Annotated in this window: 13 protein-coding genes; 9 read left to right on the top strand and 4 right to left on the bottom strand. The window is 69.0% G+C overall.

Translation table 11 applies throughout. The annotated features are described in order from the left end of the window. Nucleotides 1-2 precede the first annotated feature (2 nt). Nucleotides 3-1,001 carry a sensor histidine kinase gene (locus L3V85_RS10165; RefSeq protein ID WP_237679184.1) on the bottom strand — a complete coding sequence of 333 codons (999 nt, stop codon included), beginning with the start codon at nt 999-1,001 and terminating at the stop codon, nt 3-5. On the opposite strand from L3V85_RS10165, the gene L3V85_RS10160 reads away from it, so the two are divergent. The 6 genes from L3V85_RS10160 (at nt 946) to L3V85_RS10135 (ending at nt 10,083) form a co-directional block, all read left to right on the top strand. Continuing rightward, complete coding sequence (locus L3V85_RS10160; protein WP_237680729.1) at nt 946-1,101, top strand: hypothetical protein; 156 nt, start codon at nt 946-948, stop codon at nt 1,099-1,101. The genes L3V85_RS10165 and L3V85_RS10160 overlap by 56 nt on opposite strands. A 31-nt stretch (nt 1,102-1,132) precedes the next feature. Further along, nucleotides 1,133-2,530: an argininosuccinate lyase gene (gene argH, locus L3V85_RS10155; RefSeq protein ID WP_237679183.1), complete on the top strand. Its 1,398-nt coding sequence runs from the start codon at nt 1,133-1,135 to the stop codon at nt 2,528-2,530. A gap of 27 nt (nt 2,531-2,557) precedes the next feature. After that, nucleotides 2,558-4,027: a rhomboid family intramembrane serine protease gene (locus L3V85_RS10150; RefSeq protein ID WP_237679182.1), complete on the top strand. Its 1,470-nt coding sequence runs from the start codon at nt 2,558-2,560 to the stop codon at nt 4,025-4,027. Nucleotides 4,028-4,225: 198 nt separating this feature from the next. Next, nucleotides 4,226-5,470: an efflux RND transporter periplasmic adaptor subunit gene (locus L3V85_RS10145; RefSeq protein ID WP_237679181.1), complete on the top strand. Its 1,245-nt coding sequence runs from the start codon at nt 4,226-4,228 to the stop codon at nt 5,468-5,470. A 9-nt stretch (nt 5,471-5,479) separates the two neighbouring features. Then, a complete protein-coding gene (locus L3V85_RS10140) occupies nt 5,480-8,650 on the top strand; it encodes an efflux RND transporter permease subunit (RefSeq protein WP_237679180.1) in 3,171 nt (1,056 codons plus the stop codon). Then, nucleotides 8,650-10,083, top strand: a complete 1,434-nt coding sequence (locus L3V85_RS10135; protein ID WP_237679179.1) for an efflux transporter outer membrane subunit — start codon at nt 8,650-8,652, stop codon at nt 10,081-10,083. The genes L3V85_RS10140 and L3V85_RS10135 overlap by 1 nt, the downstream gene beginning before the upstream one ends. 5 nt (nt 10,084-10,088) lie before the next feature. Here L3V85_RS10135 and L3V85_RS10130 read toward each other — a convergent pair whose 3' ends face one another. After that, complete coding sequence (locus L3V85_RS10130) at nt 10,089-11,396, bottom strand: hypothetical protein (protein ID WP_237679178.1); 1,308 nt, start codon at nt 11,394-11,396, stop codon at nt 10,089-10,091. Nucleotides 11,397-11,445: 49 nt separating this feature from the next. Further along, a complete protein-coding gene (locus tag L3V85_RS10125; protein WP_237679177.1) occupies nt 11,446-11,985 on the bottom strand; it encodes a hypothetical protein in 540 nt (179 codons plus the stop codon). Nucleotides 11,986-12,166: 181 nt separating this feature from the next. Here L3V85_RS10125 and L3V85_RS10120 point away from each other — a divergent pair, with 181 nt between their 5' ends. The 3 genes from L3V85_RS10120 (at nt 12,167) to L3V85_RS10110 (ending at nt 14,401) form a co-directional block, all read left to right on the top strand. Next, entirely contained in the window at nt 12,167-12,742 is a 576-nt protein-coding gene (locus L3V85_RS10120; protein WP_237679176.1) for an RNA polymerase sigma factor, read from the top strand. A gap of 28 nt (nt 12,743-12,770) precedes the next feature. After that, entirely contained in the window at nt 12,771-13,541 is a 771-nt protein-coding gene (locus tag L3V85_RS10115) for an anti-sigma factor (RefSeq protein ID WP_237679175.1), read from the top strand. Nucleotides 13,542-13,636: 95 nt separating this feature from the next. Then, complete coding sequence (locus tag L3V85_RS10110) at nt 13,637-14,401, top strand: SGNH/GDSL hydrolase family protein (protein ID WP_237679174.1); 765 nt, start codon at nt 13,637-13,639, stop codon at nt 14,399-14,401. Nucleotides 14,402-14,416: 15 nt separating this feature from the next. On the opposite strand, the gene opgC is transcribed toward L3V85_RS10110, so the two are convergent. Continuing rightward, the gene (gene opgC / locus L3V85_RS10105; RefSeq protein ID WP_237679173.1) at nt 14,417-15,559 is read right to left on the bottom strand and encodes an OpgC domain-containing protein; all 1,143 of its coding nucleotides are present in this window, start codon (nt 15,557-15,559) and stop codon (nt 14,417-14,419) included. Nucleotides 15,560-15,699 lie beyond the last annotated feature (140 nt).

The following is a 15,699-nucleotide window of genomic DNA, read 5'->3' as shown; positions in this document are numbered from 1 at the left end:
GTTCATGATTCAGCCGGGATCGCGATACGCACCCGGTAGTTTTTCTGGTCCATGCCGGCGCTGAACTGCATCTGCATATCGTGCAGAAGGCGCAGGCGGTCTCTCACATTGGCCAGCGCGATACCGTGGCCGCGCGGCAGCGGCTCGTCGGCCCAGCGCAGCGGCGGCAGGCTGTTGACCACCTCGATCACCACCATGGAACCGCGCCGCTCGGTGCGGATGCGCAGCTTGGCGCCCTCGGGGCTGGGCTCCACGCCGTGCTTGATGGCGTTCTCGACCAGCGGCTGCAACAGAAGCGGCGGCAGCCGGGCAGTGCTGGCGGCGGCATCCAGGTCCCAGCGAATGCGCAGCCGGTCGCCGAAGCGCACCTGCTCGATGGCCAGGTAGCGCTCGGCCAGCGCGATCTCGTCGGCCAGCGTGCCCGATTCGCCCGGGTCGGCCAGCGCCTGGCGGAACAGCTCGGCCAGGTCTTCCAGCATGGTCTCGGCCTTGGCCGGCTCCTCGCGCACCAGCGCGATGGCACTGTTGAGCGTGTTGAACAGAAAGTGCGGACGGATGCGCGACTGCAGTTCCTCCAGCCGGGCCGTGGTGGCGGCGGGCGTCTGGCCGCGCGCGCGCAGCACCATCGCGGCCATCACCAGTCCCGCGAACAGGGCGCCGGTCAGCGCGCTGGCCAGCCACGGCGCATTCGACAGCACCCCGGTGAGCCGCAGCAGCCCGCAACCATAGAGCGCCGCGATGGCCCCGAGCGCCCCGCCCGCCCCGTACTGCCATTGGCGCGGCAGCCGCCGCAGCGGCTTCTTGAGTCCGCAGGTCGCCACCAGCCACAGCAGGGTCGCGGGCAAGGCCCCGCCGGTGACGGTGGCCGCCTGCACCAGCCATTCGGTCGGCGTGGAAACCACGAACAGCGTGGCAATGGCCACCACCGCCTCGACGAACACCACCGTGCGCAGAACCACGCCGATGCGGCAGGCGTCGAACAGCGACGGCCCCCCGCGCAAGGCATTGCGCGCCCTTTCCGACGATGGCGGGGACGTGGGTGAAGAGCTGGCCGATAAAATCGCCGGGTTGCGCATCGCAGACATCAGTTACATCGGGTGACCAACCCATTATTGCCTCCTGGACGGCTCCCATGACCCAAAACCAATTCGACAAGAAATCCGAAGCCTGGTCGGCCCTGTTCTCAGAACCGATGAGCGACCTCGTCAAGCGCTACACCTCCAGCGTCTTCTTCGACAAGCGCCTGTGGCAAGCCGATATCCAGGGCTCCCTGGCCCATGCCGGCATGCTGGCCGCGCAGGGCATCATCGGCGTGCAGGACCACGCCGCGATCGAACGCGGGATGGCGCAGATTCGCGCCGAAATCGAATCCGGCGCCTTCGAGTGGAAGCTCGACCTCGAAGACGTGCACCTGAACATCGAGGCCCGCCTGACCCAGTTGGTCGGCGACGCCGGCAAGCGCCTGCACACCGGCCGCAGCCGCAACGACCAGGTCGCCACCGACGTGCGCCTGTGGCTGCGCGGCGAAATCGACCTCATCGGCGACCTGCTGGTCGAGCTGCAGAAGGCGCTGGTGGACATCGCCGAGAAGAACGTCGACGTGATCCTGCCGGGCTTCACCCACCTGCAGGTGGCGCAGCCGGTGAGCTTCGGCCACCACATGCTGGCCTACGTGGAAATGTTCAGCCGCGACGCCGAGCGCATGGGCGAAGTGCGCAAGCGCGTCAACCGCCTGCCGCTGGGCGCCGCCGCGCTGGCCGGCACCAGCTACCCGCTGGACCGCGAGCTGGTCGCCAAAACGCTGAACATGGACGGCGTGTGCCAGAACAGCCTGGACGCCGTGAGCGACCGCGACTTCGCCATCGAATTCACCGCCGCGGCCAGCCTGTGCATGGTGCACGTGAGCCGCATGAGCGAAGAACTCATCCTGTGGATGAGCCAGAACTTCGGCTTCATCCAGATCGCCGACCGCTTCACCACCGGCTCGTCGATCATGCCGCAGAAGAAGAACCCCGACGTGCCCGAGCTGGCGCGCGGCAAGACCGGCCGCGTGGTCGGCCACCTGATGGCGCTCATCACGCTCATGAAGGGCCAGCCGCTGGCCTACAACAAGGACAACCAGGAAGACAAGGAGCCGCTGTTCGACACCGTCGACACGCTCAAGGACACCCTGCGCATCTTCGCCGAGATGATCGGCGGCATCACCGTGAAGCCCGAGGCCATGGAAGCCGCCGCGCTGCGCGGCTACGCCACCGCCACCGACCTGGCCGACTACCTGGTGAAGAAGGGTCTGCCCTTCCGCGACGCGCACGAAACCGTGGCCCATGCCGTCAAGGCCGCCACCTCGCACCAGGTCGACCTGGCCGAACTGCCGCTGGCCGTGCTGCAGCAGTTCAACCCCAGCATCGAGAAGGACGTGTACGACGTGCTGAGCCTGCGCGGCTCGCTCAACGCGCGCAACATCCTGGGCGGCACCGCCCCGGCGCAGGTGAAGGCGCAGGTCGCCCGCCACCGCGCCCGTCTTGGCTGATCGGCCGGTCGCGATCGAAGCGGCACCGTGTTCTACGCCATCCCGCTCGAGAACAGACCGAGCTGGCGCAACCCACCGTGGATGACGGTGCTGCTGATCCTCCTGAACATGATCGTGTTCTGGGGGCCGCAGCGCAGCGAAGAGAACGCGCGGGAGCGCGCCGCCGACTATTACGTCAAGAGCGTGCTGCCCGCGCTGGAGTTGCCGCCCTTCGTCGAATGGCTGGAAAAGGCAGATCCCAAGCGCGGCAAGCTGGCCCGCCGCATGCTGCCGCACGAAGAGGCCTATCCGCAGTTGCTCGAAGGCATGCAGGGTGAAAAGCAGTTCATGCGGAAACTGCAGGCCGACGAAGTCGTCACGCCAACCGACCCGCAATACGGCGAGTGGAAGCGCGACCGCCAGCACTACGAGGCGATGCTTCCCGAGCCGTTCACCCGGCGCTGGTCGCACGACCACGGCAAGGACGCCGAGTTCAGGCCCTGGACCTGGATCACCTCGGCCTTCCTGCACGGCAGCACCAGCCACCTGCTGGGCAACATGCTGTTCCTTTTTCTGTTCGGCTTTTCGGTCGAGCTGGCGCTGGGGCGCGGCACCTACCTGAGCTTCTACCTGCTGGGCGCGCTGGGCGCCTCGCTGCTGGCCGGCTGGGCCTATGCCGGCAAGGGCAGCTACGGGCTCGGCGCCTCGGGCGCGATCTCGGCGCTGATGGGCATGTACGCGGTGATGTACCGGCTCAGGCGCATCCGCTTCTTCTACCAGCTGTTCTTCTATTTCAACTACGTCACCGCGCCGGCGCTCCTGCTGCTGCCGGCATGGATCGCCAACGAGCTGATGCAGCACTGGCTGGGCGGCCAGGGCATCGCCTACATGGCCCACCTGGGCGGGCTGCTGACCGGCGCCGCGCTGATGGCCGGCGCGCTGCTGCTGCGCCGGGTGAAAGCCCCTGAAACGGCCTCCGCCCCGGAACCCGACCGCTTCGACGAGCACGTGGCCGCCGCCCAGAAGTACGGCGCCGCGATGAAGTTCGACCGCGCCTGCGCCGAATGGCGCGCCGCCGCGGCCCTGCGCCCCGGCGACACCGGCACGCTGCGCGCCTGGTTCAACACCGCGCGGCTGCAGCCCGCGAGCGACGACTTCCACCATGCCGCGCGCCGCATCTTCCGCCTGCCCGCCACCGATCCGGCCACGCTCGCGCTGCAGCACGCCAGCTACAAGACCTACCTCGACCAGGCCAAGCCCGGCGCGCGCCTGAAGCCCGACGACATGGCGCGGCTCGCGCGACGCTTCGCGCGCATCCGCGAGTTCGGCGATGCCGACAAGCTCTGCCGCATCCTGCTGAAGACCGCGCCCGACCACGCCGAGCTGCCCGATACGCTCTCGGCCTGCGCCAACGGCCTGCTGCACGCGGGCGAACGCGACCGCGCCGTGAGCCTGCTGCCCGACCTGCTGCGCCTGGCGCCCAACGACATGGTGACGCGCGCCCTGCAGCGCGCCTGAAGACGGCACGGCGGCGGTTTCGGCCGCCAACTCACGCCCTGTCACGGGGCTGTCACGCCATCTCCGGCCATGGCACTGCAATTGCAGTAAACCGCGTGTAAAGCCGCCCTCCACGCCCGAGGTCTCGTTGAACTTGAGAGCGCTCGCCTGCTCCATCCGGAGGCTTTTCTCCGATTCCTTACTTCCATAACCTGTCTGATGCCTGACCAAACCCGCTCCCGCTTCGCCCTGCTGTTCACGGCCATGGCCATCGCCGCGCTCGCAGCTTGCTCGCGCACCAGCGTGGAGACATCCGGCACATCGAAAGCGGCCGCCGCACCGGGAAAGGAAGTCGGCACCGTCACCCTCAAGCACGAGACGCTGGCGCAAAGCACCGAACTGCCCGGCCGCACCGCCGCGCCGGTCATCGCCGAGATCCGGCCGCAGGTCGGCGGCATCCTCAAGGAGCGGCTCTTCACCGAAGGCTCGCAGGTCAAGGCCGGCCAGGTGCTCTACCAGCTCGACCCGGCACCGCTGCAGGCGGCACACGCCAGCGCGCAGGCCAGCGTGCGCAAGGCCGAGTCGGCCCTGGCCACCGCGCGCACCGTGGCGCGCCGCAATGCGGAGCTGGTGAAGATCGACGCGATCAGCCGCCAGGTGTTCGACGAATCGCAGGCCGCCGAGCAACAAGCCGAGGCCGATCTCGGCGTGGCCCGCGCCGCCGAGCAGACCGCGCGCATCCAGCTCGGCTACACGCGCATCACCTCGCCGATCGCCGGCTGGGCCGAGCTGTCGACCGTCACGCCCGGCGCGCTGGTCACGGCCAACCAGGCGGCGGCGCTGACCACGGTGCAGCAGCTCGACCCCATCCACGTGCACGTCACCCAGTCCAGCCGCGAGCTGCTGCGGCTCAAGCGCGAACTCGCCAGCGGCCGCCTGCAGCGCGCGAGCGACGCCGAGGCACGCATACAGCTGGTGCTGGAAGACGGCAGCAAGTACCCGCATGCCGGCCGCCTCACCTTCAGCGGCGTCACCGTCGATGCCGGCACCGGCAGCGTCACGCTGCGCGCCGTGGTGCCCAACCCCGACAAGCTGCTGATGCCCGGCATGTACGTGCGCGCCGTGCTGCAGGAAGGCACCGACGCCACCGCACTGCTGGTGCCCCAGCAGGCGGTGACGCGCGCGCCCGACGGCAGCGCGTCGGCGCTGGTGGTCGACGCGGAGAACAAGGTCGCCAAGCGCCCCATCCAGGTCGGCCGCGCGGTCGGCACGCGCTGGCAGGTGCTCGAGGGCCTGGCCGCGGGCGACCGGGTGATGACCGAGGGCTCGCAGCGGGTGAAAGTGGGCGAGAAGGTAAAGGTGGTCGACCTCGGCGCCAAGGCCGCCAACGGCACTCCCTCCGGCCCGGTGGCCAGCGCGCAGCCCGACGCCGCCGATGCGGCTTCCAACACCGTGGCGCGCTGAGGTCCGGCCATGGCTCAGTTCTTCATCGACCGGCCCATCTTCGCGTGGGTGCTTTCCATCGTCGTCATGCTCGCGGGCCTGATGGCCATCCGCACGCTGCCGCTGGAGCAGTACCCCGACATCGCGCCGCCGCGCGTGTCCATCAACGCCACCTACACGGGCGCCTCGGCCAAGACGGTCGAGGACTCCGTCACGCAGGTCATCGAGCAGCAGATGAAGGGGCTGGACAACCTGCTGTACATGCAGTCGACCAGCAACTCGTCGGGCGTGGCGCGGCTGTCGCTCACCTTCGACGCGGGCACCAACATCGACGTGGCGCAGATGCAGGTGCAGAACAAGCTGCAGCAGGCTATGTCGCGCCTGCCGCAGCAGGTGCAAAGCCGCGGCGTCACCGTCACCAAGGGCGGCAACGACTTCCTGATGATCGTCTCGATGTACTCCGGCGACGGCAGCGCCTCGGCGGTGGACGTGGGCGACTACATCTCCAGCAACCTGGTGGACGTGATCAGCCGCATCGACGGCGTGGGCGAAGTGCAGACGCTGGGCACCGGCTACGCCATGCGCCTGTGGCTGGACCCCGACAAGCTGCGCAAGTACGCGCTGATTCCCTCCGACGTGAGCGCCGCCATCACCGCGCAGAACGCGCAGGTCTCCGCCGGCCAGCTGGGCGCGCTGCCCGCGGCCGCCGGGCAGCAGCTCAACGCCACCATCACCGCGCGCAGCAAGCTGCAGACGGCCGAGCAGTTCGAGAACGTGGTGCTGCGCTCCACGCCCGACGGCGCCGTGGTGCGCCTGAAAGACGTGGCGCGCGTGGAACTGGGCGCGGAGAACCTCACGGTGCGCTCGCAGCTCGGCGGCCGGCCCGGCGCCGGCCTGGGCGTGGTGCTGGCCGACGGCGCCAACGCGGTGCAGGTGGCCGAGGCGGTGAAGGCCAGGATCGAGGAGCTCAAGCCGCTCTTTCCCAACCAGCTGCAGACCTTCGTGAGCTACGACACCACGCCCTTCGTGAGCGCCTCCATCGACGAGGTGGTCAAGGCGCTGCTGGAGGCCATGCTGCTGGTGGTGCTGGTGATGTACGTGTTCCTGCAGAACATGCGCGCCACGCTGATCCCGGCCATCGCGGTGCCGGTGGTGCTGCTGGGCACCTTCGGCGTGCTGTCGCTGGCGGGTTATTCGATCAACACGCTCACCATGTTCGGCATGGTGCTGGCCATCGGTCTCCTGGTGGACGATGCGATCGTGGTGGTGGAGAACGTCGAGCGCGTGATGCACGAGGAAGGCCTCTCGCCCAAGGAAGCCACGCGCAAGTCGATGGCCGAGATCACGCCGGCGCTGGTGGGCATCGCGCTGGTGCTGTCGGCGGTGTTCATTCCGATGGCCTTCTTCGGCGGCTCCACGGGCGTCATCTACCGGCAGTTCTCGATCACCATCGTCTCGGCGATGGCGCTGTCGGTGTTCGTGGCGCTCACCCTTACGCCGGCGCTGTGCGCCACCCTGCTCAAGCCGGTGCACAAGGGCGAGCATCCGGTGCCGCGCCGCGGGCTGCTCGGGCGCGTCGACCGCTTCTTCGCGGCCTTCAACCGCGGCTTCGACAAGAGCGCGAACCGCTACGAAGGCATCGTCGGCGGCATCGTGCGGCGCGGCAAGCGCAGCCTGGTGGTGTACCTGCTGATCGCGGGCGTGATGGCGCTGCTGTTCATGCGCCTGCCCACCTCCTTCCTGCCCGACGAGGACCAGGCCTTCCTGCAGGTGCAGGTGACCCTGCCGCCGGGCGCCTCGAACGCGCGGCTGCAGCCGGTGGTCGAGCAGGTGCAGCAGTATTTCGGCAAGCAGGCCGAGGTGCTGAGCGTGAACGTCATCACCGGCCAGAACGGCGACCAGAGTTCGGCGCGCGCCTTCGTCAAGCTCAAGGACTGGTCGGAGCGCACCGGCGCGGGCCAGTCGGCGGCCGAGCTGGCGCGGCGCGCCAACAAGGAGCTGTCGACGGTGCGCGACGCGCGCATCTTCGTGCTGCTGCCGCCGGCGGTGCGCGGGCTGGGCGCCAACGCGGGCTTCAACTTCCACCTGAAGGACATCAACGGCCTGGGCCACGATGCGCTGGTGAAGGCGCGCGACCAGGCCATCGAGCTGCTGGGCCAGCGGCCCGAGGTGGCCAACGTGCGCAGCAACAACCTCGACGACACGCCGGAGTTCGCGGTGGACATCGACGACGCGCGCGCCGGCGCGCTGAGCCTGGCCACGTCGGACATCGACAGCACGCTTTCGAGCGCCATGGGCGGCACCTACATCAACGACTTCCTCGACAAGGGCCGCGTCAAGCGCGTGTACATGCAGGGCGACACCGACTTCCGCATGCTGCCCGCCGACATCGACCGCTGGAGCGTGCGCAACAGCCTGGGCCAGATGGTGCCGTTCCCGTCGTTCTCCAGTTCGCGCTGGAGCTACGGCTCGCCGCAGCTGCAGCGCTACAACGGCAGCCCGAGCTACGAGTTCGTGGGCGACGCGGCGCCCGGCGTGAGTTCGGGCGACGCCATGGCCGCGGTGGACGCGGTGATGAAGCAGATGCCCCCCGGCATCGGCTACGAGTGGACCGGCGCGTCGCTGCAGGAGCGGCTGTCGGGCGCGCAGGCGCCGCTGCTCTACGCCATATCGATCCTGTTCGTGTTCCTGTGCCTGGCCGCGCTGTACGAAAGCTGGTCGGTGCCGTTCTCGGTGATCCTGGTGGTGCCGCTGGGCATCGTGGGGGCGCTGCTTTTCACCAGCCTGCGCGGGCTGAGCAACGACGTGTACTTCCAGGTCGGCCTGCTGACCACGGTGGGGCTGTCGTCGAAGAATGCGATCCTGATCGTGGAGTTCGCCAAGCAGCTGCAGGAGCAGGGCAAGGGCGTGGTCGAGGCGACGCTGCAGGCGGTGCGCCTGCGGCTGCGGCCCATCCTCATGACCTCGCTGGCCTTCGGCTTCGGCGTGCTGCCGCTGGCCATCGGCACCGGCGCGGGCGCTGGTGGCCGCCAGTCGATCGGCACGGCCGTGCTCGGCGGCATGGTGGTGGGCACCGCGCTGGGCATCTTCTTCGTGCCGCTGTTCTTCGCATTGATTCGCGGCTGGCTGGCCGGAAGGCGCAAGGCTAAGCCGGTGCAGGAGATCTCCTCCGGCACGACCGCCGGACAGGGAGGCCACTGATGTTCAAGCGCGCTTTCCCCCTTCGCTCGCTGGCCCTGTCGGCCATGGCCTCGGCCGTGCTCGCGGGCTGCGTCAACCTGGCGCCCGAATACACGGCGCCCGCATCGCCGGTGCCGCAGGCGCTGCCCTCCTCCGGCGTCGAGGCGCCGACGCCGATCGACGTGAGCTGGCGCAGCTTCTTCGTCGAGCCCCGGCTGCGCGGCACCATCGAGCTTGCGCTCGCCAACAACCGCGACCTGCGCGTGGCGGCGCTCAACATCGAGCGCGCGCGGGCGCAGTACGGCATTGCGCGCGCCAGCCTGTTCCCCACGGTGGAAGCCGGCGCGGGCGGCAGCCGCTCGCGCACGCCCGGCAGCCTGTCGACCGGCGGCGAGGCGCGCATCGGCTCCCAGTACAGTGCCGACCTCGGTCTCACGAGCTACGAGATCGACCTGTTCGGCCGCGTGCGCAACCTCGGCGAATCGGCGCTGCAGAGCTACTTCCAGACCGAGGAAACACGGCGCAGCACGCAGATCAGCCTGATCGCATCGGTCGCGACCGCGTGGCTGCAACTGGCGGCCGACGAGCAGCGGCTGCTGCTCGCGCGCAACACGCTCGAGAGCCAGCGCAAGTCCTTCGACCTGGTGCAGCGCAGCCACCGGCTCGGCGCGCAATCGGGCCTGGCGCTCGCGCAGGCGCAGAGCACGGTCGATTCGGCGCGCGCCGACGCGGCCGCGTTCGACAGCCAAGTCGAGCAGGACCGCAATGCGCTTGCGCTGCTGGTCGGCGCCATGCCGCCGGCCGACCTGCTGCCCGCCGCGCCCGCTTCGGACACCGCGGCGCCGGCCGATGCCGCCCGGTTGCTCGTGCCGCCGCCGGACCTGCCGTCGAGCGTGCTGAACCGGCGCCCCGACGTGCGCGCCGCCGAACACGCGCTGCGCGCGAGCAATGCCGACATCGGCGCCGCGCGCGCTGCGTTCTTCCCGCGCATCGCGCTCACCGCGTCGGCGGGCACCGCGAGCAGCACGCTGTCGGGCCTGTTCGCGGGCGGCAGCCAGGCATGGAGCTTCGCGCCTTCAATCAGCGTGCCGATCTTCGACGGCGGCGCCAATCGCGCCAACCTGCGCGTGGCCGAGGCGCAGCAGAAGATCCAGATCGCCACTTATGAGAAAGCGGTGCAGACCGCCTTCCGCGAAGTGGCCGACGCGCTGGCCGAACGCCGCACGCTGGCCGAGCGGCTCGACGCGCAGCGCTCGCTGCTGGGCGCCACCTCGCGCAGCTTCGAGCTGTCGCAGTCGCTGTTCAGGAGCGGCGCGAGCAGCTATCTCGACGTGCTCGACGCGCAGCGCGCCTATTACGCGGCGCAGCAGGCGCTGATCGGCCTGCAGCTCACGGAGCAGACCAACCGGCTGACGATCTACAAGACGCTGGGGGGCGGCTGGGAAGAGAGTTAGGCGAGTCAGGCAACCGGCGCGGGCCGCAGCAGCCATCGCACTTCCTGCGTCTGCTCGCTGTTCGGGTAGCGCGCTTCCATGGTCGTGAGGATGGGCTGGGCCATGTCGGAGCGGCCCAGCCCCTGCACCAGTGCGCGCGCGGCCAGTTCGTAGGCCTGCGGAATCGCCTCGCTGCCGCGGAAGCGCTTGTCGAAGCCCGACAGCAGCGCCAGCGTGGCGTGCGCGTCGCCGTTGCGCCATTCGGCGCGGGCCATCGCGATCACCATGGCCGGGTCGTCGAGCGAGAAGGCCTTGTCCTGCGCGCGGCAGGCCTTGAAGACCTTGAGCGCCTCGGAGGAAAGGTCGCGCCGCATCAGCAGCGGAATGAAGCGCCGCGCCTGGTCGAGCATGGTGTCCTTCTTCTCGGGCATCAGGGCCAGCACGCGGTGGTAGCGGCGCTGCGCGGCGAGGTCGTCATGGGCGGCGGTTCGCTGCGCCTCGTAGGCGATGCCCAGCGCGGCGATCAGGTCGCCCTCGGTGACCAGCTGCGCCACCTCGGCGTCGGTGCGCTGCGCCGCGATCTGCTCGGGCGTGCGGCGGTCCACGGGAGCGCCGTCGTTCAGTTCGCTGCCGGGCACGGCGTCGAAGCCGAAGGCGTCGTGGTGCTGGAACATCACGTAGCCCAGCAGGCTGGCCATGACCCAGCCGAAGTAGATGAACGCGAAGTTGGCGATCGGCAGCACGATGCGCCCGTCGAACATCGGCAGCACCAGCGCCAGCGCCACCTGCGCGCCCGAACTCAGCAGGAACAGGAAGAAGCACAGCAGCGCATACGGCCAGCCGATGATGCGCATCGCGTCCATCACGTGGCCGGGGTTCATGGCCTGGAAGAAGCTGCCCGACTGCACCAGCACGATCACCGCCGCCGGAAAGGTGAAGGACATGACGAACAGCCCCACCGTGCCGAGGATCGGCGCATACCAGCCGAGCCAGCCGATCAGGAGGGCCTGCACCAGCGTGATGGCGAAGAGCTTCCAAGGCAGGTAGGTCCACTCGTCGCTGGATTCGCGCCCGAAGTCGGCCGAATCGCGGATGCCGCGCGCGCCCAGCGCGATGATCTTGAAGCTGTAGCGGCTGGCCGCCAGCATGATGCCGATCTCGATGATGACCAGCGCCAGCGCATCGGGCAGGAAGAACACCCCTTCGAACAGCAGGCTGCAGAAAGACAGCACCAGGCCGTAGGCCAGCGGCCGCAGCTGGAAGGGAAAGGCGAAGAAGCTGTTGAGGCGATGCCAGAACGGCGGAGGCGGCGGCAGCGAATCCCTGGCGATCATGGCAACGAGTTCCCTTGCTTGGTTTTCTTCGGTGTCTGTCTGTCTTCTTCTACTTGCGGAAGAACTCGCCCTGGCTCATGGCTCCGCGCCCGCCCAGCCGCAGCACGGTGGCGTCCTCGGCGTGAACCAGGCGCGTCTGGCCGAGTTCGCTTTCCAGACGCTGGTTGAAGCTGGTCTTGAGCTGGACCGCCGATTCGCCCATCTTCAGCACGCTGGTGCCCTTGACGGTCGCGCTCTTGCGGTCGGTGGCGATCTCGACGGAATCGAGGTGGTAGTCGTACTCGACGCTGAGGATGGCGCCCATGCGGTCGCTCACGGCGCGCAGGTTCTCGATGGTCTTGCGCGCCCCCGCGCAGGCGCTTTCACGGTCGTGCGTCTGCTCTTCGGTGCGGCCCATCACGGTGGTCCTGCTTTCGATCACCACCTTGCGGCTGAGCTGCTTGCACAGCCTGTCGGCGTCATGGGCCGCGATGGCCATGGCTTCTTTACGGTAGTAGTCGCGCACCATCGACTCGTCGAGCTTGCGGCCACCGATGAAGAAATACCAGGCCCCCACGCAGAGCGCCAAGACGATCGCGATTTGCTTCATTTCTCTTCCCCGACCGCGTGCGGCCCCTCGGTTTTTCGGGGCAGTATACGGTCACACAAGCACACAAAAGTTTCGAGTGCTTGCTTCCGTGGAGCTGACAGACAGGCGGCCTTTTGTCTGAATCCGACCCGGGGAACCGCCCGTATATCAGGCATGCGCACCGATGCCCGACAATCCGTGGATGACAGCACCCAGCCCCGACGCCGAACTGATGGCGCTGATCGACAGGATCGGCCATCGCGACGAAGCCGCACTGCGCCTGCTCTACGACCGGACCTCGCCCAAGCTCATGGGCCTGGCGATGCGCGTCGTGCGGCAACGCGAGTGGGCCGAGGACGTTCTCCAGGAAGCCTTTCTGACTGTCTGGCGAGTCGCGGGCGACTATCGCTCCTCGCTCAGTCCGCCGCTGGCATGGCTGGGTCTGATCGTGCGCAGCCGGGCGCTCGACCTGTTGCGCCGGCGCACCGCCGACCGCGCCCAGCTCACCCAGGAATTCGACGAGCTGATGGCCGACACCCTCGAATCGGACGCACCCAACCCGGCGGACACCGCCGATGCCAGCGAGCAGGCTTGGGCGCTGCATCAATGCCTCAGCCAGCTCGAGGGCCGGCAGCGCGAGGTGGTCAGCCTGGCCTATCTGCGCGAAATGAGCCACGGCGAGCTGGCCGACCAGCTCAAGCTGCCGCTCGGCACGGTCAAGACATGGATCCGGCGCGGGCTGGAGAAACTGCGCGTCTGCATGGGACGCTTTGCATGAAGGCGATGACGACGAAGGCGGTCCCCCTATGAATCTCATCGCACATCCCGAACTGCTCGAGCTGCTGGCCGCGAGCCATGCCCTGGGCACCCTGCGCGGCGGCGCCCGCCGCCGCTTCGAGGCCCTGGCCCGCGAGCAGGCGCCGGTGCGCGCCGCGGCGCTGGTCTGGCAGGGCCGGCTCGCCAGCATGACCGAGCTGCAGCCCTCCATCACGCCCGACCCCGCCGTGTGGACCCGCATCCGCAACATGATCGACGCCGAGCAGAGCAAGCTCGCCATCGAGCGCCAGCGCGACGCGGCCAACGCGCGCGCCGCCGACAAGGCACAGCAGCCGCAACAAGGCGGCTGGCTGCGCAGCCTCGCGCTCTGGCGCGGCGCCACGGCCGCCGGCGCGCTGGCCACGGTGCTGGCCGTGACGATCGGCCTCAACCTGCGCGACCAGTTGCACAACGCTCCGGCGGTGCAATACGTGGCCGTGCTGAGCGACGACAAGGACGCGGCCTCGATGCTCGTGACCTTCGATCCCAAGAAGAAGCAGCTCGTGCTGCAGCGGGTGGGCGGCTTCAGCGAAGGCGACGACAAGTCGCTGCAGCTCTGGGCCCTGCCGCCGGGCGGCGCACCGCGCTCGCTGGGCGTGCTCGACAATGCGCCGGGCCTGCGGCTGGCGGCGTCGGAGTCCGACGTGCATGCCGTGCCTGCACTGGCCATCTCGCTCGAGGCCAAGGGCGGCGTGCCGGCGGGCAGCGGTCCGAAGGGCCCGATCCTGTTCAAGGGCGCGCTGATCGAGAAAACCATCTAGGCGGGGCTTGCCTGTCAACGGCCACGGCGCTTGAGGCGTCGTGTTAGAAAAGCCGCCTGCCCTTCGTCCTTCTTCCCGTCATTCCGATGCCCTCGATGAAAACCGCGCTCGCCGCGGTCGCCTTGCTGACGGCGACGCTCGCCGCTCACGCCCAGCCCGCTTTCTTTCCCCAGGAGTCCGAGACGGCCGCGGCCGAAGCCGCTTCCGCGCGCGACTACCTGGCCGCCAAGGAGCGCTGGCACAACGAGCTCGCGGCTTTCGCGCGCGCCGACCAGGAGCGCTTTCCCGCGCCCGGCGGCGTGGTGTTCGTCGGGAGCTCCACGGTGCGCATGTGGACCCGCCTCGCGCAGGACTTCGCACGCGTGCCCGGCGGCGTCGTGAACCGCGGCTTCGGCGGCTCCACGCTGAACGACTGCAGCCTGTTCGCGCGCGACCTCGTGGTGCGCTACAAGCCCCGCCAGGTGGTGGTGTACGCCGGCGACAACGACCTGGCCGAGGGCCGCACGCCGCTGCAGGTGCTCGACAGCTTCGCGCGCTTTGCCAACGCGGTGCGCGCCGAGCTGCCCGACACGCGCATCAGCTTCGTGTCGGTCAAGCCCAGCCCCTCTCGCGAGCAGCTGCTGCCGCAGATCCGCGAGACCAACCACGTGATCTCGGCCTACCTCAACCTGCTGCCCAACAGCGAGTACATCGACATCTACACGCCCATGCTCGGCGCCGACGGCCGCCCGCGCATGGAACTATTCCGCAGCGACAGGCTGCACATGACGGACGAGGGCTACAGGCTGTGGCACTCGGTGATCGCACCGCACCTGCCGGTGCCGCCGCTGCCGGCGGCGCCCGTCGCCGCGCAGCCCTGAACCTGGCCGGGCCGCTCAGGCCCGCGCCGGCTCCGTCGGGACGTCGTCGGCGGGCGGCGGCACGTCGGCCCCGCGCGTGAAGCGCGCCACCAGGTACATCCCCGAGAACACCGCCAGCAGCAGCAGGCCGTCGCCCCACCAGGGCCGCGCGGTCTGGCTGTCGCCGTAGAAGGCCAGCACCAGCAGCACCGCCACGAGGTGCGCGCAGAACACCGGCAGCGAGGCCGAGCCCATCGCCTCCAGCCAGTGCATCCGCGGAATGCGGCGCATCAGCCATGGCCCGAAGCGCACCGCCAGGATGCCCAGCGCCACCAGGTTCACCAGCCGCAGCGGGCCGAGCTGCCACTTGTCGAACAGCAGGTTCAGCTCCACGTCGCCGCCGAACGGCGCCTGCCCGTTGATGCCGTGGTGGCGCCAGTAGAGGCCGTACAGGGCGATGCCCGCCGCCAGCAGCAGCAGCCACGCCGGAAACTTCAGGGGCTTCGCGCCCGGCCCGTTGCGCGTGGCGCCGATGCACAGCCCCGCGAACCACAGGAACTGCCATGCGTAGGTGTTGAACGCGCCCATCTCGTGGAAAGGCACCGGCACGCCCAGGTAGTGCACGGCCAGGCCGTACACCCATTCGCTCAAACCGAACTGCGCCGCGGCCCACACGGTCGCGCTCACCGCCATCACCCATGACCAGCCGTGGCGCATGGCGAAGGCCAGCACCCACGGGCTCATGAGCATGAAAAAGATGTACATCGGCAGGATGTCGAGCAGCGCCGGCTCGTAGATCAGCAGCAGGCCGTAGATGAAGCCCTCGCGCGGCTCCGCGAGGTAGTAGGACACCAGGTTCTTCACCGCCGGCTGGTCGATGTGCAGGCCGAGCGCGGCGATCACGGTGAACAGGAACAGCAGGATCGCCGCCTGGCACAGGTAGACCTTCAGCACGCGGCGCCAGAAGGCCTGGCGCATCGAGTCCACCCCGCGCGCAAAACCGATGCGGCTGTACACCAGCCCGGCCACGAAAGCCGACAGCAGCACGAAGCCCTCGGCGGCGGAAACGAAACCAAAAGGCTGACCCAGCGGATCGGTCAGTCGCGTGGGCAGGTGGGTGACGGTCATGAGCACGAGCATCAGCCCGCGCAAGGCGTCTATTTCCCAGTAGCGTTTCATCGGTCGGCGGCGAGGTCTTGGTGGCGGTCCGCGCGGCACACGCACGAGGGCCTCGATTGTAAGAAGACCGGCGTACCCGCGCCGGGGACACGAAGGGCATATGACCCTTGGCACTGTCGAATCGTCGTTCAAATCGGCTA

The organism is Variovorax paradoxus (assembly GCF_022009635.1).
Taxonomy (GTDB): Bacteria; Pseudomonadota; Gammaproteobacteria; order Burkholderiales; family Burkholderiaceae_C; genus Variovorax.
The sequence above is the reverse complement of the archived record's forward strand: the minus strand, read 5'-3'. Positions and strand labels throughout refer to the sequence as shown.